At 67.3% G+C, this 19,800-nt stretch carries 21 protein-coding genes and 1 tRNA gene; 10 read left to right on the top strand and 12 right to left on the bottom strand.

Annotated elements, in window-relative coordinates; translation table 11 throughout:
* Positions 1-29: 29 nt before the first annotated feature.
* The 4 genes from U0R18_RS19580 (at position 30) to U0R18_RS19565 (ending at position 3,424) form a co-directional block, all read left to right on the top strand.
* Positions 30-848, top strand: coding sequence for a mycofactocin-coupled SDR family oxidoreductase (locus U0R18_RS19580; RefSeq protein WP_526371533.1), 819 nt, complete (start codon positions 30-32; stop codon positions 846-848).
* 110 nt (positions 849-958) lie between these two features.
* Entirely contained in the window at positions 959-1,750 is a 792-nt protein-coding gene (locus U0R18_RS19575) for a crotonase/enoyl-CoA hydratase family protein (protein ID WP_526371531.1), read from the top strand.
* A 78-nt stretch (positions 1,751-1,828) separates the two neighbouring features.
* The gene (locus U0R18_RS19570) at positions 1,829-2,587 is read left to right on the top strand and encodes an SDR family oxidoreductase (protein ID WP_526371529.1); all 759 of its coding nucleotides are present in this window, start codon (positions 1,829-1,831) and stop codon (positions 2,585-2,587) included.
* 12 nt (positions 2,588-2,599) lie between these two features.
* Complete coding sequence (locus tag U0R18_RS19565) at positions 2,600-3,424, top strand: SAM-dependent methyltransferase (protein ID WP_526371527.1); 825 nt, start codon at positions 2,600-2,602, stop codon at positions 3,422-3,424.
* A gap of 16 nt (positions 3,425-3,440) precedes the next feature.
* Here the strand turns inward: U0R18_RS19565 and U0R18_RS19560 are convergent, their stop codons facing one another.
* The gene (locus U0R18_RS19560; RefSeq protein ID WP_526371525.1) at positions 3,441-4,502 is read right to left on the bottom strand and encodes a hypothetical protein; all 1,062 of its coding nucleotides are present in this window, start codon (positions 4,500-4,502) and stop codon (positions 3,441-3,443) included.
* A 19-nt stretch (positions 4,503-4,521) separates the two neighbouring features.
* Complete coding sequence (locus U0R18_RS19555) at positions 4,522-5,151, bottom strand: TetR/AcrR family transcriptional regulator (protein WP_526371523.1); 630 nt, start codon at positions 5,149-5,151, stop codon at positions 4,522-4,524.
* 91 nt (positions 5,152-5,242) lie between these two features.
* On the opposite strand from U0R18_RS19555, the gene U0R18_RS19550 reads away from it, so the two are divergent.
* Entirely contained in the window at positions 5,243-6,214 is a 972-nt protein-coding gene (locus U0R18_RS19550) for an alpha/beta hydrolase (protein ID WP_526371521.1), read from the top strand.
* Here U0R18_RS19550 and U0R18_RS19545 read toward each other — a convergent pair whose 3' ends face one another.
* The 3 genes from U0R18_RS19545 to U0R18_RS19535 all read right to left on the bottom strand — a co-directional run bounded on the left by U0R18_RS19545 (position 6,215) and on the right by U0R18_RS19535 (position 9,060).
* A complete protein-coding gene (locus U0R18_RS19545; RefSeq protein WP_526371519.1) occupies positions 6,215-7,135 on the bottom strand; it encodes an alpha/beta hydrolase in 921 nt (306 codons plus the stop codon). It abuts the gene before it with no gap.
* A gap of 168 nt (positions 7,136-7,303) precedes the next feature.
* Entirely contained in the window at positions 7,304-8,065 is a 762-nt protein-coding gene (locus tag U0R18_RS19540; protein WP_526371517.1) for an SDR family NAD(P)-dependent oxidoreductase, read from the bottom strand.
* Positions 8,062-9,060: an alpha/beta fold hydrolase gene (locus U0R18_RS19535; RefSeq protein WP_526371515.1), complete on the bottom strand. Its 999-nt coding sequence runs from the start codon at positions 9,058-9,060 to the stop codon at positions 8,062-8,064. The genes U0R18_RS19540 and U0R18_RS19535 overlap by 4 nt, the downstream gene beginning before the upstream one ends.
* Before the next feature lie 231 nt (positions 9,061-9,291).
* Here U0R18_RS19535 and U0R18_RS19530 point away from each other — a divergent pair, with 231 nt between their 5' ends.
* Complete coding sequence (locus tag U0R18_RS19530; RefSeq protein WP_526371513.1) at positions 9,292-10,191, top strand: LysR substrate-binding domain-containing protein; 900 nt, start codon at positions 9,292-9,294, stop codon at positions 10,189-10,191.
* Between the two features lie 31 nt (positions 10,192-10,222).
* Here the strand turns inward: U0R18_RS19530 and U0R18_RS19525 are convergent, their stop codons facing one another.
* A complete protein-coding gene (locus U0R18_RS19525; RefSeq protein WP_526371511.1) occupies positions 10,223-10,864 on the bottom strand; it encodes a TetR/AcrR family transcriptional regulator in 642 nt (213 codons plus the stop codon).
* Complete coding sequence (locus U0R18_RS19520; RefSeq protein WP_526371509.1) at positions 10,857-12,110, bottom strand: cytochrome P450; 1,254 nt, start codon at positions 12,108-12,110, stop codon at positions 10,857-10,859. The genes U0R18_RS19525 and U0R18_RS19520 overlap by 8 nt, the downstream gene beginning before the upstream one ends.
* 295 nt (positions 12,111-12,405) lie before the next feature.
* On the opposite strand from U0R18_RS19520, the gene U0R18_RS19515 reads away from it, so the two are divergent.
* The gene (locus tag U0R18_RS19515; RefSeq protein WP_526371507.1) at positions 12,406-13,365 is read left to right on the top strand and encodes a DUF7159 family protein; all 960 of its coding nucleotides are present in this window, start codon (positions 12,406-12,408) and stop codon (positions 13,363-13,365) included.
* A gap of 29 nt (positions 13,366-13,394) precedes the next feature.
* Here the strand turns inward: U0R18_RS19515 and U0R18_RS19510 are convergent, their stop codons facing one another.
* The 5 genes from U0R18_RS19510 to pgm form a co-directional block, all read right to left on the bottom strand.
* A complete protein-coding gene (locus tag U0R18_RS19510) occupies positions 13,395-13,652 on the bottom strand; it encodes a DUF3297 family protein (RefSeq protein ID WP_526371505.1) in 258 nt (85 codons plus the stop codon).
* A gap of 144 nt (positions 13,653-13,796) precedes the next feature.
* Positions 13,797-13,869: transfer RNA gene (locus U0R18_RS19505), tRNA-Ala, on the bottom strand.
* A 76-nt stretch (positions 13,870-13,945) separates the two neighbouring features.
* Complete coding sequence (locus tag U0R18_RS19500; RefSeq protein WP_526371503.1) at positions 13,946-15,001, bottom strand: cupin domain-containing protein; 1,056 nt, start codon at positions 14,999-15,001, stop codon at positions 13,946-13,948.
* 31 nt (positions 15,002-15,032) lie between these two features.
* Complete coding sequence (locus tag U0R18_RS19495; RefSeq protein WP_526371501.1) at positions 15,033-16,292, bottom strand: MFS transporter; 1,260 nt, start codon at positions 16,290-16,292, stop codon at positions 15,033-15,035.
* Positions 16,289-17,923 (bottom strand): phosphoglucomutase (alpha-D-glucose-1,6-bisphosphate-dependent), encoded by a 1,635-nt coding sequence (gene pgm, locus U0R18_RS19490; protein WP_526371499.1) that lies wholly within the window; start codon positions 17,921-17,923, stop codon positions 16,289-16,291. The genes U0R18_RS19495 and pgm overlap by 4 nt, the downstream gene beginning before the upstream one ends.
* A gap of 66 nt (positions 17,924-17,989) precedes the next feature.
* On the opposite strand from pgm, the gene crcB (U0R18_RS19485) reads away from it, so the two are divergent.
* The 3 genes from crcB (U0R18_RS19485) to U0R18_RS19475 are packed head-to-tail and all read left to right on the top strand — an operon-like array spanning position 17,990 to position 19,787.
* Positions 17,990-18,388: a fluoride efflux transporter CrcB gene (gene crcB, locus U0R18_RS19485; RefSeq protein ID WP_526371497.1), complete on the top strand. Its 399-nt coding sequence runs from the start codon at positions 17,990-17,992 to the stop codon at positions 18,386-18,388.
* The gene (gene crcB / locus U0R18_RS19480) at positions 18,385-18,750 is read left to right on the top strand and encodes a fluoride efflux transporter CrcB (RefSeq protein WP_526371495.1); all 366 of its coding nucleotides are present in this window, start codon (positions 18,385-18,387) and stop codon (positions 18,748-18,750) included. Before crcB (U0R18_RS19485) ends, crcB (U0R18_RS19480) begins: the two co-directional genes overlap by 4 nt.
* Positions 18,747-19,787, top strand: a complete 1,041-nt coding sequence (locus tag U0R18_RS19475) for a putative PII-like signaling protein (RefSeq protein ID WP_526371493.1) — start codon at positions 18,747-18,749, stop codon at positions 19,785-19,787. The genes crcB (U0R18_RS19480) and U0R18_RS19475 overlap by 4 nt, the downstream gene beginning before the upstream one ends.
* The last annotated feature ends 13 nt before the right edge of the window (positions 19,788-19,800 follow it).

The following is a 19,800-nucleotide window of genomic DNA, read 5'->3' as shown; positions in this document are numbered from 1 at the left end:
GCGATGTCCGGATTCGCTAACTTGCCGGTATGACAACCGATCTCACCGGCCGGGTCGCCTACGTCACGGGTGCGGCGCGGGGCCAGGGCCGATCCCACTGCGTCCGGCTGGCCCGCGCGGGCGCCGACGTCGTCGCGCTCGATGCCTGCGCACCGGTGGCTGCCCACAACGGGTATCCGGCGTCGACGCCGGAGGATCTGGCCGAGACCGTCCGGCTGGTCGAGAACGAGGGCCGCAAGGTGCTGGCCGCCGAGGTCGACGTGCGCGACGCCGCCGGGCAGCAGCGCGTCGTCGACGACGCCGTGGCTTGGTTCGGCCGGCTCGACATCGTCGTCGCCAACGCCGGTGTGCTCAATTGGGGCCGGCTGTGGGAGATTTCGGCCCAACAGTGGCAGGAGACCATCGACACCAACCTGACCGGGTTGTTCAACACGATCAAGGCATGCGTGCCGGCGATGATCGAGGCCGGCAACGGCGGCTCGATCATCAACATCAGTTCGGCCGCGGGCATCAAGGCGGTGCCCGGCTGCGGGCACTATTGCGCCACCAAGTTCGGCGTCGTCGGGCTGACGAATTCGCTTGCCGTGGAGCTGGGCCCCTACGGCATCCGAGTGAACTCGGTGCACCCGTACGGGACCGACACCCCGATGGGCAACGACACCGCGATGTACCAGATGTTCGCCGACCATCAGACCTACATCCACAGCTTCTCCCCCGGCGCGCTGCCGACCGATTCGCTGGCCGCGCCCGATCTGGTGTCCGACATCGTGCTGTGGCTGGCCGGCGACGAGTCGTCGCTGGTGACCGCCGCGCAGATCCCCGCCGACAAGGGCTACCTGAAGATCTGATCTTTCTCTCGGCCGAGTGTGCAGCCATATGCATTTACGGGCCCGGAAATGCATATGGCTGCACACTCGACCTGGGTTGGGCGAAAACTAGAACGTGTTACAGTCCGCTGATGACCGAGGAACAGCCGCACGCCCTCATCGAACAGCGCGGGCACACCCTGATCGTCACGATGAACCGGCCCGAACGCCGCAACGCGCTCAGCGGCGAGATGATGGCGCTGATGGTCGAGGCATGGGACCGCGTCGACAACGACGACGACATCCGCTGCTGCATCCTGACGGGTGCCGGCAACGCGTTCTGCGCGGGCATGGACCTCAAGAACGCCACCAAACAGGCGCCGGGCGACAGCTTCAAGGCCGGTTTCGACCCGACCAAGATCGAGGCTCTGCTCAAGGGCCGGCGGCTGACCAAGCCGCTGATCGCCGCTGTCGAGGGCGCCGCGATCGCCGGTGGCACCGAGATCCTGCAGGGCACCGACATCCGGGTAGCCGGCGAGAGCGCGAAATTCGGTATCTCCGAGGCCAAGTGGAGCCTGTATCCGATGGGTGGTTCGGCGGTCCGACTGGTCCGCCAGATCCCGTACACCATCGCCTGCGATCTGCTCCTGACCGGCCGGCACATCACCGCCGCCGAGGCGCTGCAGTACGGACTGATCGGGCACGTGGTGCCCGACGGTCAGGCACTGGCCAAGGCGCTCGAGATCGCGCAGGTGATCGAGAACAACGGCCCGCTGGCGGTCCAGGCCATCCTCAAGACCATTCGCGAGACCGAGGGCATGCACGAGGAGGAGGCCTTCAAGCCCGACACCGCCAACGGCATCCCCGTCTTCCTGTCCGACGACTCCAAGGAAGGTCCGCGCGCGTTCGCCGAAAAGCGGACGCCGGTATTCAAGGGCCGGTGAGCACAGCCCCCGCTACGGGCGGTAATCTCATTACCGCCCGTAAGGATGGCCTAAGAAGCCAACGATGAAGGGGGTCCCGTGAGCGATCCACGCACCGATGCCAACGGCCTGCGCCTGCTCGTGGTCGGCGCCTCCTCCGGGATCGGTCACGCCGTCGCCGAGAGCGCTGCCGCCTCCGGGGCCAAGGTCGCCGTCGCCGCGCGCCGCATCGACCTGCTCCAGGAATTGGCCGACAAGATCGGCGGGCGCGCCTTCGAACTCGACGTGGAGAGTTCGTCGGCCATCGAGCGGGTGGTCGGCGAGGCCGCCGCGGCGCTGGGCGGCGGTCTGGACGCCGTCGTGTTCACCAGCACCGTGGTCCCGTTCGCCTACGTCCAGGACACCGAGGTGTCGACCTGGCTGCACGCCTTCGCGGTCAACACCGTGGGCGCCAACAACGTGCTGCGCGCCGCGCTACCGCACCTCTCCGAGAACGGCGTGGTGCTGATCGCCTCCAGCCGCGACGTCGGCCGGCCCCGGGCGGGTGTCGCGGCCTACGACGCCAGCAAGGCCGCCCTCGACGAGATCCTGCATTCATGGCGCAGTGAGCATCCCGACCTGTCGATCATCCGCGTCGGCATGGGCCCCACCAAGGACACCGAGATCCTGCGCGGCGCCGACCGGGATCTGCTCAACGAGATGTTCGAGTCATGGGTTGCCAACGGGCAGTTGCCCGCTCAGATGTCGGCGCTGGCCGACGTGGCCAACACCCTGGTCTCGTTGGTCACGACGGCCTACGCGAATCCCACGGTGGTGCCCGAGGTGGTCCAGTTGGCACCCCGGATCCGGAACGTCTGAACCGCGGTCGGCATGGACGGTTCGCGCGACGCAGTGGCCGGCACCGGAGTACTGGTCGCCGCGATCCGCGCCCGGGAATCCACGCGGCCCGACCGACTGTTCGAGGATCCGTTCGCCGCGCAGCTGGCCGGCCCGGACGGCATGAGCATGCTGGAAGCTGCCATCGCCACGGGCGGTGAACAATCCACCGCCGAGATTGTCATTCGCACAAGGTTTTTCGACGAGAAACTGCTTGGCGCGACGGCCACCGCACGACAGGTCGTCATCCTGGCGGCCGGCCTCGATGCCCGCGCCTACCGGCTGGCCTGGCCCGCCGGAACCTCGGTCTACGAACTGGACCAACCGCAGGTGATCGCGGCGAAGGATGTCCTGCTGGCCGACGCCGAACCCACCGCCCGGCGGGCGCCGATCGGTGTCGACCTGACCACCGACTGGTCCGCCGGGCTGCTCGACGCCGGGTTCGACCCGCACGCCCCATCGGTGTGGTTGATCGAAGGCCTGCTGCAGTACCTCGACGAGACCGCCGTCCGAATCCTGTTCGACCGCGTATCCACGTTGTCGGCCTCCGGATCGGTGGCCCTCTACGACGTCGTCGGTAAGGTTCTGCTCGAATCACCCGTCATGGCACCGCTTCTGGAATCGATGGCCGCCCGGGGCGCGCCGTGGCTGTTCGGCACCGACGAACCCGGCGAACTGCTGCAGCGGCACGGCTGGGCCGCCACCGTGACCGACGTCGGCGAACTCGGCACCGCATGGAATCGTTGGTCGGCTCCCACAGCACCGCTGAGTGTTCCCGGACTACCGCGCGGCTATCTCGTGGCTGCAACCGCGCCCTGACCTCAGGCGTGGGGAATCATCGGCCGTTCTGGCCGCTGACACCGTTCGTGCCGAACATACCGGTGCCCGCTGCGCCACCGTTGCCGGTCGTGGCGTCGTCGCCGGACGCGTTCCCTCCCGCGCCGCCGTCGCCGCCGGTCGTACCGAAGCCGAACTTCCCACCGGCGCCACCGTTGCCGCCCTTGGCAATCGGTCCCGTGGCGTTGCCGCCGGCACCCCCGTCACCGGCCGGGCCTCCGGTGGACACCACCAGACCGCCCTGGCCGCCCGACCCGCCCGCGGCGGTTCCGCTGGGTGTGTTCGCGGACCCGCCGTTGCCGCCGCCGGCGGCGGTGCCGTAGAACACGCTGCCACCCTCGCCGCCGGTGCCCGCGGTGGCGTCGCCGGATCCGGTGACGGTGGCGGATCCGCCGTCACCGCCGGGTTGGGCGGAGTGCCATTTGCCATGTCCCCCATAGCCGCCCGCGCCGCCGACGGCCGCGCCGGTGACGGTCGTTGCCGTTCCGCCGTTTCCGCCGCCGCCCGAGTCTCCGGCAAAGTTCAGGTCCGAGACCCGCGAGCCGCTGTCGCCGCCGTTGCCCGCGGTGGCGGATCCGACGGTGGTTGCGGCGTTTCCGCCGTCGCCGCCGCGGCCCGGGTTTCCGCCGAAGAGCCCGCTGCTGCCGCCGACGGCGCCGCTGCCCGCGGTGACGTCACCGTCGGGCGCAGTGGCATTACCGCCATTGCCGCCGTGGCCGCCGCCGCCCGTCACGAGTCCGCCGTTGCCACCGGCCCCACCGCCGGTGGCCGGCGTGACCACCTTCCCGTCCGCGTCGTACCCCGCACCCACACCGTCACCTCCGCGACCGCCGTTGCCGTACAACCAGGCGTTGCCACCCTTGCCCCCGAAGGCTCCGTCACCACCGTCGCCGCCGAAGAATCCGCCGTCCTCGCCGTCGCACAGATGGGTGCACGAGGGGTTCAGCTCGAGTGCGTCGCGACCATCACGGTGCGGGCCCAGATAGGGCAGGATCACCGCCAGGCCGGCCAGGACAAGCATCGCCAGGGCAAGGAACTTCAGGACCTTGCGGATCTTCAAAGCTCGTCTCCTCTGCGCGTTATCGCGGCATGAGGCCGTTGACGATGACCGAAAACGCAAAGCCGGTCAACGTGTCGAGTGCCGCGTCATCAGGGTTCTTGCGGTCTGTACGCCATCCGAGCACGAGGACCCCCTCCATCATCGCCCACAGTCCTGTCGCCGCGACCGAAGGATCGACATGGGTGACGAAGCTGCCGTCGGCGATGCCGTCGGCGATGATGTCGGCGAGTCTGCCGATCTGTTGATCAACCTTGACCGCGATCCGCGCCAACGCGTCGGGTTCGTCGGGTGGCGTGTTCAACAGTTCGAACTGCCGGGGTCGCTCCTGCGCGAAGGCGACGTACGCGCGGGCCACTGCGGCGAGGCGGTCCAGCGGTGTCCCGGCCAATGCGAACGCCGGTGCCATGTAGAGCCAGTTCTCCTCGATGGCACGCTCGGCCACGGCCACCAGCACTTCGGGACGACGTCCGACCCGGTTGTACACGGTCTGGATCGCCACATCGGCCCGCTCGGCCACCGCCTCGACCGTGACGGCGCCGAGGCCGCCCTCCATCAACAGCGCCTCGGCGACGTCGATGATGGCCTCTCGATTCGCGGCGGCGCGACGCGTCGTCCTGGTCGGGCCAGAAGTGGGCCCCGTCTCGGTCACGCACTCGAGTTTAAGCGACTCCAGACTTGGAATAGACTCCAAATATGGAGTTGGATCCAACTCCGTCGCGTTCACAAGGAGTTCTCTGATCATGACCAGGCACACCGATCTTCTCTACCGCGATCAGCGCGCGTGGCGAGAGTTGCAGTCGTACCTGCCCGACCGGCTGCGACTCACCGACGCCACGGCGCCGACCGAGGAGTTCTGGGCACACCGCGGACACCGCGTACACCTGGACCGCTACGTCAACCGGGATGCACCGGCGAAGGTGGTGTTGCACCACGGCGTCGGCACCAACGGACGGCAGATGAGCCTGATCGTCGGCGCGCCGCTGGCCCGACGCGGATTCGAAACCGTCGCGCTGGACAACCTCGGCTACGGACTCACCCAGGTCGCACCGGGGACCGTGCCGTCGTATGACGATTGGGTCGATCTGGTGGTGGACTTTCTCGCCTACGAACAGGCGCGCGACGATCGTCCGATCATCTTGTACGGGCTCAGCGCCGGGGGAATGCTCACGTACCACGTCGCCGCGAAAGCCCCGAAGGGAACACTGCGGGGAATCGTCGGCATGACATTCCTGGATCAGCGCGACCAGAAGGTCCGCGATGACACCGCCCACGACAAGTTCATCTCGCGCGTTGGCGCACCCGTCATGCGGGCGTTCGCCGGCACCCCCGTAGCGGGAATGCGCTTCCCGATGACAGTGGCATCCAAGATGTCCGCACTGGTCAATGATGAAGGCGCACTGAGAGTTATGACCGCCGACCGAACATCGGGTGGCAACTGGGTTCCGATCAAGTTCCTCGACAGCTACTTGAACTACTCCCCCGCAGTGCAACCGGACGACTTCGACGCCTGCCCGATCCTGCTCACGCAGCCCGCCGAGGATCGCTGGTCCCCGCTGGAGCTGAGCCAACCGGTCCTCTCCCGGATCGGGAAAGTTCCGGTGACCACCGTGCTGCTCACCAACGCCGGTCACTACCCCATCGAGGAGCCCGGATTGCGCCAGATGGAAGATGCCATCGCCGATTTCGTCACCGCGAACACTACGAAGTCGTGACTACCCACACCCCCGGGTGACGGCACGGACGTGGTCGACGATGCGGTCGTAGGTTTGCCGGGTTATCTCGACGGAATCGCTCATGATGTTGTAGCCGTGATCGACATCCGGGACCTCGTAGTACTCGATCAGCGCTCCCACCTCATCGAGTGCCACCGCGTACCTTTGGGCTTCGCCGCGCAACCGGTCGTGTTCGGCGGCGATGATCAACGCCGGAGCGATCCCGTGCAACCCGTCGGCGTTGTCGCCCCACACGGGCGATGCCAATGGGTCACCTCGCCGGGCCGGGTCGGGGATGTAGGCGGTGTCGAACACCTCACCCATCCACGGCTTCATGATCGCGCGGCTTCCCACCGTCGACGGCTTGTCACCGGTGGGAGTCACCAGGTCCAGCGGGGCGTAGTGCAGTACTTGCAGCGAAATCACCGGACCACCGTTGACCAGGGCGAGGCGGGCCGCGGCGGCGCTGAGGTTGCCCCCTGCGCTCTGGCCACCGACGCACAATCTCGTGCCGTCCCAGTCCCGCTCGGGTTCGGCGGCCCACCGGACGACGTCATAGATCTGTTCGGGCGCAGCGGGGAAACGATGTCGTGGTGCCAGCACATAGTCGGGGTTGATCACCGCCACACCCGCGTGCGTAGCCAGGTACCGGCACCACGGCTCGTCCTGTTCGGGATGGCCGACGACGAAACCGCCGCCATGCACATTGACATAGACGGCAGCAGCCGACGAATCCCCGGCCTGGGTCTGCGGGTGGTAGACGGCGGCAGTCACCGGTCCGTGGTGTGTGGGGACGCTGACCGTGGTTGTCCGACAAGTGAACTCGGGAAAGCGGACCGCCGACTTCGCCGCGGGTCTGACCGTCGACGCGAACAGGCGTGCGACGGCGTCGGCGATCAGCGGGCGGGACAGGATGGACATTGACCTCCTCCAGTATGAGTGAGCGTGCACAGGAGCGGCGAAACTACCCCTCATCGACCCGGGAACGAGATCGGCAACGGGGCCGATTCCCTGGACCGCCATGAGGGCCGGCAGAGAGAGACATAGCGAGTGTCTTTCGCTGAGAACAGGATACGGGTCGGGCGGTGTTCAGATCGCGGCCCAGCCCCCGTCAATGGACAGGATCGAGCCGTGGACGTTGGCTGCGTCCGGTCCGGCCAGGAACACCACTGCCGCGGCGACTTCGGCGACGCTGCTCATCCGGCCCGACGGCAGTCGAGCCAGGACGGGCGCTATCGCCTCGGCGTACTCGTCGCTGCGGTCGGTCGCGATCGGGCCGGGTGCCACCGTGTTGACCCGGACCCCACTGGGGCCGTACTCGGCTGCCCACGCCCTGGTCAGCTGGTGAACACTCGCCTTGGTGGCGCCGTACAACGCCGAACCGCTGGCACCGACGAGACCGGCGATCGAGCCGATGTTGACGATTGCGCCGTCGCCACGCTGCACCATCGCGGGGGCCAACAGTCCGGTCAGCAGGAACGGCGCGACGACGCTGACGCCGAACGCGGCGGTGATCTGCTCGGCGGTGACGTCGGCGGTAGGTGCGGGCTGAATCAGTGTGGCGACGTTGTTCACGAGAATGTCGAGTCGTCCGCCTACGCCTTCGGTGGCCGACGCCGCCAAACCAGCGATCGCATCGGCACCGGCGGAGAAGTCCACCGGAATGAAAGTGGCTCGGCCTCCTTCGGATTCGATCCGCGCGACGACCTGGTCCCCACGATCTCGGGTTCGGCCGGTAATGACCACGTGCGCACCGGCGGCGGCGAGTGCGGTGGCAATGCCGGCCCCGAGTCCGGAGGTGGACCCCGTCACCAGCGCGGTGCGGCCGATCAGAGTGCTGTCCGTCGTCATCGTGTTCCCTTCTGTCGGTGCACGTCGGTGATCGCCGAGGCGAAGGCATCGGGCGCCTCCTGGGGCACGTTGTGGCCGATGCCGTCGAGCAGGCGATGCTGGTACCAGCCGGTGTATCGGTCGCGGTAGGCGGCGCCGTCCTTGGCGGCGCCGTCGAAGTCGCTGGCGATGGTGATGGTCGGCACGGCGATCGCGGGTCTGGCCGCCAGTCGCCGTTCATCGTCGTCATACCGTGGTTCGCCGGGTGCGAGACTCTGCCGCCAGCGGTAGTTGTGCACGACGATGTCGACGTGGTCGGGATTGTCGAACGACGCCGCGGACAATTCGTACGTTTCATCGGCGAAATGCCAGTCGGGAGAGGCCAACTGCCAGATCAGCCTGTTGAAGTCACCGGTGTTGCGGCGGTATCCCATTTCCCCGCGCGCGGTGGCGAAATAGTACTGGTACCACCAACCGTGCTCGGCTGCCGGCGGTAACGGTTCGCGGTTGGCGGCGAGGTCGACGATGAGGTAGCCGCTGACCGCGACCAGGCCGGAGCAGCGTTGGGGCCAGAGTGCGGCGACGACGTTGGCGGTCCGGCCGCCCCAGTCGTAGCCGCCGAGGATCGCGCTGGGGATGCGCAGCGCATCCATCAGGTCGATGACGTCGTGGGCGAGTGCGGACTGCTGGCCGTTGCGGACGGCGTCGGCCGACCGAAAGTGCGTCGATCCGAAGCCGCGAAGATGCGGGATGATGACCCGAAAGCCGTTGTCGACCAATGCAGCTGACACGTCGGCATAGCTGTGAATGTCGTACGGCCAGCCATGCAGCAGGATGACGGGCGGTCCATCGGCCGGTCCAGCGTCGACGTAGCCGACGTTGAGTGCGCCCGCATCCACGTGCTGGACCGGACCGAGGTCGTGCGCGGGAGCAGCGGGCATCGCGGTGGTCGGTGTCGACGTGGACGTGGACGTGCAGGCGGTGAGGGCTGCGATCCCGGCGCCCAATGCGGCCATACGGCCGAAAGATCTTCTGTCCACGGTATTCACCGCGCGTGTTCCGTTCGGATCATGTCGGCGGTGCGCTCACCGATGACCACGGAGGTGCCGGACCCACCGGCGGTGAGATCGTCGTGCGGTCGGATGGAATCGATTGCTTTCACGGCTTCCATTGCACACTCGCGAGAAGATCGCGTCCAACGATGATTTTTGATATCTATCATCTATGAATTAGATAGACTTGCGGGCATGGAACTCCGCCAGCTCGAGCACTTCGTGGCGGTTGCCGACGAACTGAACTTCACCCGCGCCGCGGCGCGGATCCACGTCGTGCAATCCGCGCTGTCGACCTCGATAGCGAAGCTCGAGCGCGAACTCGGTGTCGCACTGTTCGACCGGACCCGGCAGCAGATCAGGCTGACGCCGGCGGGCGAACGCTTTCGTAGCCACGCCCAGGAGGTACGCCGCAGCGTGCGCGCGGCCGTCGGATCGGTCGGAGAGTTTCGCGAAACCCTCTCCGGCACTGTCGAGTTCGGTTCGCTGATCTCGTTCGGCCCGTTGAACGTCGCTCGTGCTCTCGGGGATTTCCACCGCCTGCATCCCTATGTGCGCCTTCGCTTGCGGCTGAGCCAATCGGGCGCGTCGGCCTATTTGGCGGCACTCATCGAAGGCTCGCTGGATCTGGCGTTGGTGTCGGTGCCCGACCGCTTCCCGCCGCAACTGGACATGCGGTTGTTGTTCGAGGAATCGATGGTGTTCGTCTGCGGTCGCGATCACCCACTGGCGCGGCGAAAGACGGTGCATATCGCCGATCTCGCAGAAGAAGATCTCGTGGGGTTCCCGCCCGGGTTCGGGTTGCGACGTCTCGTCGACGACGCGTTCCGCGCCGTCGGCGCCGACCCGCACACGCGCTACGAGGCGCCGGCCGGGTTTGCCGCGATCGCCGAGCTGGTCGGCAACGGCCTGGGTGCCGCGTTCATGCCGGCATCGGAGGCCGCAAGATTCCGCGGGCTGCGGTCGGTGGAGTTGAGTGATCCGGTGATGTGGCAGGTGTTCCTCGCATCGCCATCGTCGGCCCGGATGGCACCCGCGACCGTCGCCCTGGCCGACCTCCTGCTGGACGCGGCAGTGCGCGCCCGGGGGCGATGACGCCCGCAATCCCGTGGCGCCGTCGAATCCCCTATCGAGGTGCGGGGTGATTCGCATGGATGGACAGCGACGCCACCCGTGGATAGAGGATCGCCGGCCCCAGCCATCGGGAAACGAAGTGGCGCAGTGCAAGCCCGCTGCGCGGCGCCTGTCCAGGGTCGGTCAGGAGTGACTGCACTGTGCGCAACGTCATTTCGGCGAGCTCTTTGAGGGCGGTCGCGTCGTAGCCGTGCAGTTTCCAATCGACGTCGAGGCGGTGGAAAACCGACAAGCAGAATGCGATCGCCGTATCGGAGGTCATCGAAATGACGGCTTCGCCCTCCTGCCGGCCCGTCAGTAGGCTCTCCAGCTGCGGATCACCGACGAGGTGCTCGACTCCGAACGACATGCTCTCGACCAGTGCAGTGACCGGGTCGTTGAGGCCACGCACGTGTTCTACAAGTTGGTCGATGAACCCGTTGACTGCACGCATCGAGCTCGCGATGAGCAGCGCATCGGCATTGGGAAAGTAGCGGTACACCGTTTGGCGGGTGACACCGAGCCGGCGGGCGACGTCGGCGAGGCGGATCGCCGGACCGTGCTCGGCGACCTGTTCGTCCACCGCCGTCAGAATCCGCGAAATTGCTTCCTCGTCCGACGCGGGTGTGACGCCCGCCCAACCACGACTACGCATCCGCGGACACAAGCCGCTCGCTGGTGAATTCGATCGGAAGAGTTGTCGGACCGGTCATCCCCAGCAGAGATTTCCATGGGGCCGGACCGGCGCGATGGGCGACGGGAAGACGACGGGTGAGGACTGCGAGCGCTTCGGCCAGTTCTCGTCGCGCGAGATTGGCGCCAAGGCAGTAGTGCGCGCCACCGCCGAAGGTCAGGATCGCGGGTGCGTCATTGCGTGCGATGTCGAAGCGGTCAGCATCGGCGTAGATCGCTGGATCTCTGTTGGCCGCGAAGGTGTTTGCGAATACGAAGGTTCCCGCTGGGAACAGGTAGCCACCGAACTCGACGTCCTCGATGGCGGCTCGCGGCACGATAGCGGCGGCGGGCGAGTGGCGCATGCTCTCCTCGACCGCCTGCATCGCCAGTTCAGGATGGTCGCGCAGCTTCGCCCATTGATCGGGATGCTCGCAGAGCACCTGCACCGACGCCGCCAGTTGGTTGCGGGTGGTATCCGTTCCCGCCATGAGGAAGCCCGCTACCAGCATGCGGAGTTCGTCGAGATTCAGCCGGTCCCCGTCGCTCTCGGCGCGAATGAGTTCCGACAGCAGATCATCCGTGAGATCGTCTCGACGGGCGGCCACCATGTCGTCGACGTAGGCGTCGAGTTCACTCCATGCGCTCATGATCGCGGACTCATCGAAAGTGACATCCGGCTGAAAGTTGAAGGCCTTGAAGATCTCTTCGGTCCAGTCGGCGAACAGCTGCCAGTCCTCGCGGGGCGCACCGAGCAGCGCGCAGATGATCGGCGTGGGATAAGGACGCGCGATGTCGGTGACGACGTCACACCGGCCGGCATCGGCCACCCGATCGATCAGGCCGTTCACCACCTCATGGATCGTCTCCTGCAGACGCGACGTCGCGCGGGGAGTGAACGCCTTGGAAACCAACTTGCGCAGCCGGACATGTGGTGCCCCGTCCAGGCCCAGAAGACTGCTCGCCAGCTTGTCGTACAACGGGCCTGACGTGATGCCCTGCGCCGCAAGGGTGACGCCAGGGGGAAGACGGAACCTGTTGTCGCGCAATATCTCCCGAGCCAGGTTGTAGGTCAGGATCTCGGGGCCGAGGGGCCCGATGGCGATGGGCGCGCGCGATTGCGCCAGTCGGACGTCCTCGAGGATGTCATGCGGAGTGGCCTCGAGGCCGTACGTGAAGGTGGGCAGGCCGGCGTCGAAGACGTTGGGAGCGGTGCTGTTGACGTTCATCGAAACTTCCCGTGTTCTCGACAGACCCAGAGTGGACGCCTTTTCGGACATTCTCATCTGGAGCGTATGACCACTACGGCCGCTCGTCAACGATCTGACCGCTTTCCACCCGATTCAGCAAGTGTGATTTAACGGTGATCATACGACATTTCGGAATCCGTCCGATTGACGCGGCCCGAATGAGAATTCACTGAGGTTTTGCCGGGACACTGAACCTCACATCGCCCCATGCATACCGTCTGACACTTACGCAACGACAACAGGGCCGCCGCCGGCGGTCGTCGAGGGGTTGGCTATGCGCAAGGTACTCGGTCTGTCACTGACAGCGACCAGCGTGGCATGGACGCTCGTCGACCTCGGGGACGGCGCAATCGTCGCCAATGACGTCATCACGGTCGATTCGGCCGAGAACGTGGCGACCGTGGCGGCCCGCAGCGTCGAGACATTCATGCTGAAGGAACGGGACATCGACGCTGTTCGAATAGCGTGGACCGAGGGTACGGCCGGGTCAGCCTTACGACTGACATCAAAGCTGCGGCTACTGGGGTTCGACGATATCGACGTCATCGCCGAGGAAGCGGCGCGGCATGGCCGCAACCGGACGGCCCGCTACATCGCTCCCGATCTGGAGCTCGCATACGGAGCGGCACGAACCGTTTCCGCCGATGACCGCGACGGGCTGTTGCGGCGGCTGGCCGCGCGGGTACCCATTCCCCCCACGCGGCTGCAGATTCCTGTGCCGGCCATCGCGTCGCGGGTGTCCATGAAGGTGGCTGTGGCGTCGAGCGTCGTGGTGGTGGCCGTGGGTGCTGCGGTTGCCGTGTACTCGCTGTTGGGCGGGACACGGTCACAGCCGGTCGACCGCAACGCCGAGCCGCTTGCCTCAGCCCCGACGCCCGACGGTCCCCTGGTCATTTCCGTGCGCAGTGCGGCACCTCCACTGTCACCTCCCGCACCGGAGGCCACCGTGGCTCCGACCCTCCTGCCCGCGCTCGACGAGGCCGAGGCGGCACCGATGGTCACCGACGAAGCAGAGCTCGCGACGGTACCTGAGACCGCCGCACTGCCCGAAAGTGCAACGGCGCCCGTGCCGGCCGCCACCATGGTCGGCCAACCGCATCTCACCGCAGAGGGACTGTCGGCGGCGCTGCTCCCCGGTCCGGTTCCGCCCACACCCGCTGCGATTGTGCCCACACCCCTTGCGGCGCCACCGCCCGTGCCGAATTCGTTCGACATTTTCGACGCATTGCCCTGAGGGCCGCGACAGTAATCCACGGGTGTGTGCTATTCCGCGAAGCGGAAATAAGGCTCTACCGTGCCGTTGAGCTTGACGACCATCGGATTTCCGCGGCGGTCCTTGGCGGTGGGGACTTCAACACGCACCCAACCCTCGGCCACGTTGTATTCGTGAACATTGGTTTTCTCGACGCCATTGAAGCGAATACCGACGTCGCGGCGGAGCACCTCTTCGCTGTAGAAGGCGCTGCGGGGGTCAATGGAGAGGTGATTCGGTGGAACGTCTGCGTTCTGGTCCTCAGGCATGGTGGCTCTCGTTGAATGCTGGGTTGGGTTCTCGGGCTTGATTCTCTACGAACCTACGCGACCCCTGCGGAGGGGGTTACGCATGACGTTCTCACGAACAAAAACCCGCTCTGACTGCGAGGTCAGAGCGGGTTTTCTCAGGAGTGGAGCTAAGGGGATTCGAACCCCTGACCCCCACACTGCCAGTGTGGTGCGCTACCAACTGCGCCATAGCCCCTGAGGGCGTGCTGTACGAAGTTACACCACGCTACCCGCGCGCCTCAAAACTGCTGGTCAGACAGGTGTCGAGAGCCTTATACCCGGGGGTCCAAGGGGTTCACCCGGCCCACGATCAGCGGATCGGAGTTGGTGAACGGGAAGTCGGGCAGGTCGTCGATGTGGACGTTGAACGTCGCGGCCAGCACCTCCCGCGAGTACGCGCTGATCGAGGCGCGATAGCCGATATCCCCGGGGGTCGGCTGGTCGAAGAAGATCGCGAAGTGCAGGTCCGGCGCGTCGACCACCTCGATGTGGTGCGGGTAGGCCCGCGGGATGAAGTACATGTCGCCCTGGTTCAGATACCAGGTGTCCAGACTGCCGTCAGGATCCATGACCGTCATCCGGGAGCTGCCGGTCGCGACGTAGCCCATCTCGGCGGTGATGGGATGCCAATGTGGTTCGCGCATACCGTCTTCCCGGATCCGCAGCGAGTACATCGACAGGTCCTTCAGCGCCGGCCAGTACTGCACCCGCGCCAGCCGTGCCGACCCGACCGCGCTGCCCAACGGCGGACTCTGGGCCTCCACGGCGAACTTGTGCGGATCGTTGAAATACGCCGATGCCGGGACGACAGGATCGCCGGTGCGGGCGGCCAGCCGGCGGTCGGTGGTGTCGCGCCGGATCTTCGCGAAGTCCGAGGCCGGCAGATCGTAGGTGTTGCCCAGCACGGCGTCGGTCATCGCGCCGAACGCGGCGCCGAAGCCGAAATCCTCTGGGCGTTCGTGCCGGAATGCCAGGATGAACTCGGCAGCGTCCTCCCCGATGTTCTCGATGTGGTGCAGCGATCCCGAGTCGATGTGGAACATCTCCCCCGGACCGACGGTGAACGACGAGAACACGCTGTAGCTGTCGAGCACGGACACCAGCGAGGTGCCGGAGATGCAGTAGGTCAGCTCGTTGGCATTGGCATGCCAGTGCGGGGTACGCATCGCGCCGGGGTTGAGCACCAAGCGTTTGATGGACAGCCCCGACAGGATGGGCAGCTGATCGGCGGTCACCCGCTGGATCGAACCGAGGTCGGATTCCTCCACCAGTTCGCCGTCGGCCAGCAGTGAGAGGGAATGCGCGTGGGGATCGAGCTTCGGAGTCATGCCCGACATCCTTCCCGAAAATAGCCCGCTGCTAAGGCAATTCGTCGGCGCAGTCCGGCCCCAGTGGTCGCATCGGGGTGTGCTCGACAGAGGAGGCCGGCCGGGTTTCCGGGGCGAACACCCACCCGACGGCGGCCGCCAGCATGATCGCGCCCGTCACGACGAACGCCGTCCCGAAGCTCAGATGCTGCGCGATCTGGCCCACGGCGAACGAACCGACGATCCCGCCGAGGTCCGACATCATCTGGAACCCGGCCACCGCGGTTCCCCCGCGCGCCTTGTTCCCTACCACGTCGGCGACGGCCGCCTGCTGCGGTGAGATGAACATGCCGGTGGCGGCGCCCGTCACATAGGCGGCCACCAGGAAGACGGGCATGGACCCGAACAGCGGAGTGAAGCCCACCGCCACCGTCGACAGCGCCGACACCGTCAGACCCACGATGACCAGCAGGCGCCGGCCCACCCGGTCGGACAGATAGCCACTGGGCACCACCGCCGAGACGTTGCCGATCGCGAACGTCGCCAGCGCCACCCCGGCCATCCGCGCGTTCTGTCCCAGGGCGTCGACGACGAACAGCGGAACCAGCGCGATCCGCAACCCGATCGACGACCAGCCCGTGGCGAAGTTCGAGAACAACGCGGCGACGTAGGCGCGGTTGCGCAGGACGGTGCGCATCGACACCGTCGGCTCGTCGCTGATCTCGGGCGCGGCCACCGCCGAATGCCGCAGGCTGACGAACACCACGGCCGCGGCCACCAGCAGCGCCGCGCCGTAGATGAGGAACGGCGCGGCCAGGCCCAGCCCGGCGGTCAGCGAGCCCAGCACCGGGCCGCCGACCGAACCCACCAGGAACCCCGAGGCGAACAGTCCCGCGACGCGGCCACGGGCATCCGGCGGTGAGATCCGGATCATCAGGCCCAGTGAGGACACCGTGAACATGGCCGAACCGATCCCGCCCGCCGACCGGAACACCAGCAGTTGGGCATAGGTCTGCGCGAATGCACATGCCCCGGTCGAGACCGCGACGATCAGCAGTCCGCTGATGTAGATCCGCCGCTCCCCCAGCCGTTGCACCAGGTAGCCCGCGGGCGGCGCACCGACCAGTCGCATGACGGCGAACGCCGTGATCACGAACGTCGCCGCGGAGACACTCACCCCGAAGTGGCGGGCGTAGGACGGCAGGACCGGCGCCACCACGCCGTAGCCGAGCGCGACGACGACGTTGGCGCACACCAGCAGCCAGACCTCGCTCGGCAGTTCAGGCCTGGCCGACGAGGTTGTGGTGGTCACGCGATGACTGTATTCACCACCTCGCGGGCGGCGTCCTGCACCTGCGCCAAGTGCTCGGGGCCCTTGAAGGATTCGGCGTAGATCTTGTAGACGTCCTCGGTGCCCGACGGCCGCGCGGCGAACCACGCGTTCTCGGTGGTGACCTTCAGCCCGCCCAGCGGGGCGCCGTTGCCCGGCGCGGTGGTCAGCTTGGCCGTGATCGGCTCGCCGGCCAGTTCGGTGGCGCTGACCTGATCCGGGGACAGCTTGGCCAGCCGGGCCTTCTGCTCCCGGTTGGCCGGGGCGTCGATGCGGGCATACGTCGGCGCACCGTACTCGGCGGCCAGTTCGGCGTACCGCTGCGAGGGCGATGTGCCGGTGACGGCCTGGATCTCCGAGGCCAGCAGCGCCAGGATGATGCCGTCCTTGTCGGTGGTCCAGGTGGTGCCGTCGTTGCGCAGGAATGATGCGCCGGCCGACTCCTCGCCGCCGAATCCAATTGTGCCACTGATCAATCCGTCGACGAACCACTTGAAGCCGACGGGCACCTCGACCAGTTTGCGGCCGAGTCCGGCCACCACCCGGTCGATGATCGACGACGACACCGCGGTCTTGCCGACGGCCACGTCCCCGGGCCAGTCCGGCCGATGGGTGTACAGGTAGTCGATGGCCACGGCCAGGTAGTGGTTCGGGTTCATCAGCCCACCGTCGGGGGTGACGATGCCGTGCCGGTCGGAGTCGGCGTCGTTGCCGGTGGCGATCTGGTAGTCGCCAATCTTCCCGATGAGGCTCGCCATGGCGTTCGGTGAGCTGCAGTCCATCCGGATCTTGCCGTCGGTGTCCAGGGTCATGAACCGCCAGGTGGCATCCACCAGGGGGTTGACGACGGTGAGCTTCAGATTGTGCCGCTCAGCAATGGCCCCCCAGTAGTCGACGCTGGCCCCGCCCAGCGGGTCGGCGCCGATCCGGATGCCCTCGGCGCGGATGGCGTGGATGTCCACGACGTTGGGCAGATCGGACACGTAGGCGTCCAGATAGTCATGGCGCTGGGCGGTTTCCAGCGCGCGGGCCAGCGGGACCCGTTTCACGTCGCGCAGGCCGTCGCGCAGAATGTCGTTGGCGCGCTTGGCGATAACGCTGGTGGCATCGGTATCGGCCGGGCCGCCGTTGGGCGGGTTGTACTTGAAACCGCCGTCGCGCGGCGGGTTGTGTGACGGCGTGACGACGATCCCGTCGGCCAGGTCCGCGTCGCGGCCGCGGTTGAACGCCAGGATCGCGTGGCTCACGGCAGGTGTAGGGGTGTACCGGTCGGCCGAATCGATCATCGCCACAACATCGTTGGCGGCCAGCACCTCGAGCGCGGATACCCACGCCGGCTCGGACAGGCCGTGGGTGTCGCGGCCGATGAACAGCGGACCGGTGGTGCCCTGCGCGGCCCGGTACTCGACGATGGCCTGCGTGGTGGCCAGGATGTGGTCCTCGTTGAACGCGGCGTCCAGGCTGGATCCCCGGTGGCCCGACGTGCCGAACACCACCTGCTGGTCGACGTTCTCCGGATCGGGCTGCACGCTGTAGTACGCGGTCACCAGATGTGCGAGGTCGATGAGGTCTTCGGGTTGTGCCGGTTGCCCGGCGCGCGGGTTGGCTGCCATGCGTCGATTCTGCTCTCCCGCGGTGTCGCTGTCCGGTCGACAGGTTGAACGTTCATAATTTCCAGCGTGTTCGGTCACGACAATCGGGAACTGGCGGCGATCTTCGTCGGCGGCGCAATCGGTACCGCGGCGCGCGCGGCACTGGCGACGCTGACGGTGCCGAACCCCGCCCACTGGCCGTGGCCGACGTTCGTGGTCAACATCGTCGGCGCCTTCGTGTTGGGCTACGTCAGCACCCGCCTGCTCGAGCGGCTGCCGCAGTCCAGTTATCGCCGGCCCCTGCTGGGCACCGGGTTCTGCGGTGGCCTGACCACCTTCTCGACCATGCAGGTCGAGACGGTCCGCATGCTCGAGCACGGCCACTTCGGTCTGGCGGCGGCCTACACGGTCGTCAGCCTGGTCGCCGGGCTGGCCGCCGTGCACCTCGCGACGGGTCTGGTGCGCCGGGCCAGGGTGCGCGGATGAGTTACCTGGTGTGGGGTGCGGTGTTCGCCATCGGGGGTATCGGAGCGGTCACCCGGTTTGTGGTCGATCGGGCGGTGGCCGGCCGCGTCGTGCGACCGTTCCCGTTCGGCACGCTGGCGGTGAACCTCTCCGGCGCGGTGTTGTTGGGTTTCCTGAGCGCATCGGCCCTCGGCCACACGGCCGCGCTGTTGGCCGGCACCGCGTTCGTCGGGGCCTACACCACGTTCTCCACGTGGATGTTCGAGACCCAGCGCCTGGCCGAGGAACGCCAGTTCGCCCCGGCGGCCGCCAATATCGTCGTCAGCGTCGTGCTCGGGGTGGCGGCGGCGGGCCTGGGAATCTGGCTGGCGGGGCTGACATGACCGACATCCTCGAGCTGAGCGCCTACTTCGCCGAGCGGGAACGGGTCGGCAAGGTCTTCCTGGCCGACGCGCTGCTGGACCTCTACGCGACCCGCGGCGTGGCCACCAGCATCGCGCTGCGCGGGATCGCGAGCTTCGGCCCCCATCGCATCGTGCGCACCGACGAGTCGCTGAGTCTGTCGGAGAATCTGCCCATCACGCTGATGGCCACCGATACCGCCGAGCGGATCAGCGCGCTGGCCGACGATGCCGTGGGGCTGATCCGTCGCGGTCTGGTGACCCTCGAGCGCGCCCGGCTCCAGCCCGCCGCGGACGGGGCGGTGCGGCTGAGCGTCTTCCTGGGCCGCCAGCAGCGCATCGACGGCGCGCCCGCCGGCGTGGCCACCACGGCACTGCTGCACCGGCTCGGCTTCGCCGCGGTGGTGGTCCACCTCGGCGTGGACGGGACGGCCGACGGCCAGCGGCGCCGCGCGACGTTCTTCAGTCGCAACTCCGATGTCCCGGTCCTGGTGCTCGGGATCGGGACCGCCGAACAGGCCGCGGCTGCCATCGCCGCGCTGGACGGGCTGCGGGTCATCGCGGGACGGGCGACCATCTGCAAGCGGGCCGGGCAGCTGCTGGCCCCACCCCCGGCTCTGCCCCCGATGGATGGCGACGGACTGCACCTGTTCCAGAAGCTGACGGTGTTCACCGACGAGGACGCCCGTCACCGTGGCCGGCCGATCCACCGGGCGCTGGTGCAGCAGCTGCGCGAGGGCCGGTACGCCAGCGGCGCGACGGTGCAGCGCGGTATTTGGGGCTACCCGGGGCCGGGAGATCCGCACGGCGATCGGATGTTCGCCCTCGGGCGCCGTGTCCCGGTGACCACGGTGTTGATCGACACTCCGGAAGCGATCGGACGCAGCTTTTCGATCGTCGACGAACTGACCGCCGAACAGGGGCTGGTCACCTGCGAAACGGTGCCGGCGATGGTGGCCCTGGATGGCGACGAACGCTACGGCGGGACCAGGCCGGGCCGGCCCTTCACGACGGGGTAAGCCTAGCCTAGGC

The organism is Mycobacterium sp. (assembly GCF_046330795.1).
Taxonomy (GTDB): domain Bacteria; phylum Actinomycetota; class Actinomycetes; order Mycobacteriales; family Mycobacteriaceae; genus Mycobacterium.
The sequence above is the reverse complement of the archived record's forward strand: the minus strand, read 5'-3'. Positions and strand labels throughout refer to the sequence as shown.

Bases quoted from the DNA above. Each gene is read 5' to 3' on its own strand.
- U0R18_RS19580 (WP_526371533.1), top strand. From the start codon at position 30: ATGACAACCGATCTCACCGGCCGGGTCGCCTACGTCACGGGTGCGGCG.
- U0R18_RS19575 (WP_526371531.1), top strand. From the start codon at position 959: ATGACCGAGGAACAGCCGCACGCCCTCATCGAACAGCGCGGGCACACC.
- U0R18_RS19565 (WP_526371527.1), top strand. From the start codon at position 2,600: ATGGACGGTTCGCGCGACGCAGTGGCCGGCACCGGAGTACTGGTCGCC.
- U0R18_RS19550 (WP_526371521.1), top strand. From the start codon at position 5,243: ATGACCAGGCACACCGATCTTCTCTACCGCGATCAGCGCGCGTGGCGA.
- U0R18_RS19545 (WP_526371519.1), bottom strand. From the start codon at position 7,135: ATGTCCATCCTGTCCCGCCCGCTGATCGCCGACGCCGTCGCACGCCTG.
- U0R18_RS19540 (WP_526371517.1), bottom strand. From the start codon at position 8,065: ATGACGACGGACAGCACTCTGATCGGCCGCACCGCGCTGGTGACGGGG.
- U0R18_RS19535 (WP_526371515.1), bottom strand. From the start codon at position 9,060: ATGGCCGCATTGGGCGCCGGGATCGCAGCCCTCACCGCCTGCACGTCC.
- U0R18_RS19530 (WP_526371513.1), top strand. From the start codon at position 9,292: ATGGAACTCCGCCAGCTCGAGCACTTCGTGGCGGTTGCCGACGAACTG.
- U0R18_RS19525 (WP_526371511.1), bottom strand. From the start codon at position 10,864: ATGCGTAGTCGTGGTTGGGCGGGCGTCACACCCGCGTCGGACGAGGAA.
- U0R18_RS19520 (WP_526371509.1), bottom strand. From the start codon at position 12,110: ATGAACGTCAACAGCACCGCTCCCAACGTCTTCGACGCCGGCCTGCCC.
- U0R18_RS19515 (WP_526371507.1), top strand. From the start codon at position 12,406: ATGCGCAAGGTACTCGGTCTGTCACTGACAGCGACCAGCGTGGCATGG.
- U0R18_RS19510 (WP_526371505.1), bottom strand. From the start codon at position 13,652: ATGCCTGAGGACCAGAACGCAGACGTTCCACCGAATCACCTCTCCATT.
- U0R18_RS19500 (WP_526371503.1), bottom strand. From the start codon at position 15,001: ATGACTCCGAAGCTCGATCCCCACGCGCATTCCCTCTCACTGCTGGCC.
- pgm (WP_526371499.1), bottom strand. From the start codon at position 17,923: ATGGCAGCCAACCCGCGCGCCGGGCAACCGGCACAACCCGAAGACCTC.
- crcB (WP_526371495.1), top strand. From the start codon at position 18,385: ATGAGTTACCTGGTGTGGGGTGCGGTGTTCGCCATCGGGGGTATCGGA.
- U0R18_RS19475 (WP_526371493.1), top strand. From the start codon at position 18,747: ATGACCGACATCCTCGAGCTGAGCGCCTACTTCGCCGAGCGGGAACGG.